This window comes from Roseburia zhanii (assembly GCF_014287635.1).
Lineage (GTDB): Bacteria > Bacillota > Clostridia > Lachnospirales > Lachnospiraceae > Roseburia_B > Roseburia_B zhanii.
Genome location: NZ_JACOPH010000102.1, coordinates 1 through 502, shown reverse-complemented (window position 1 = coordinate 502; position 502 = coordinate 1). Strand labels below are relative to the sequence as shown.

The 502-nt window shown below is 41.8% G+C and carries 2 protein-coding genes; both read right to left on the bottom strand.

Annotation, left to right across the window (positions count from 1 at the left end; translation table 11 throughout):
* Positions 1-195 (bottom strand): transposon-transfer assisting family protein (locus H8S17_RS16390; protein ID WP_186867914.1); only part of this gene is annotated, 195 nt, incomplete at its 3' end.
* 4 nt (positions 196-199) lie between these two features.
* Positions 200-502, bottom strand: a 303-nt coding sequence (locus H8S17_RS16385) for a DUF4316 domain-containing protein (protein WP_186867913.1), incomplete at its 5' end; no start/stop codon positions are given.

Below are 502 nucleotides of genomic sequence, written 5' to 3'. Positions count from 1 at the left end.
CGCTTCTAATGAATTTTCCGCAAATTCCTTATCTGTCATGCCATCCAACTTTCTCAACACCTGCCTAGAAAGATCTTCCATATCGCTGTCCTTTATGTACGGCATTATCCGTCTGATTTCTTCCATCATCTTCATTCTGTTCTGTGTCTCAAAAACACACATGAAATTGATTTCTTCTACTGTGAATTTATTCATCAACCTACATCTCCCTATGCGAATTTTTTGATTTTTCCTGTTCCTTCGTATCCTTATTGTTTCCCTGTGTTGCTTCCTTCTGCTTGGCTGCCAGTCGCTCCTTTAAGGAAGAACGTGCCTGTGGCTTTTCCTGCTGTTCTTTCTTTTCTTCCTCACGATTGAATTTTTCCACGCCATTGTTGAGTCTCTCATCAATCATGTTATAATTCTGTTCCTCCAGTTCCTCGATCTTAGCAAGCGGCTTGTATTCTGCCAATTTCACAAGCAGTTCCTTTGCCTGTCTCTCACTGTCCTCGTCTATCCCCTC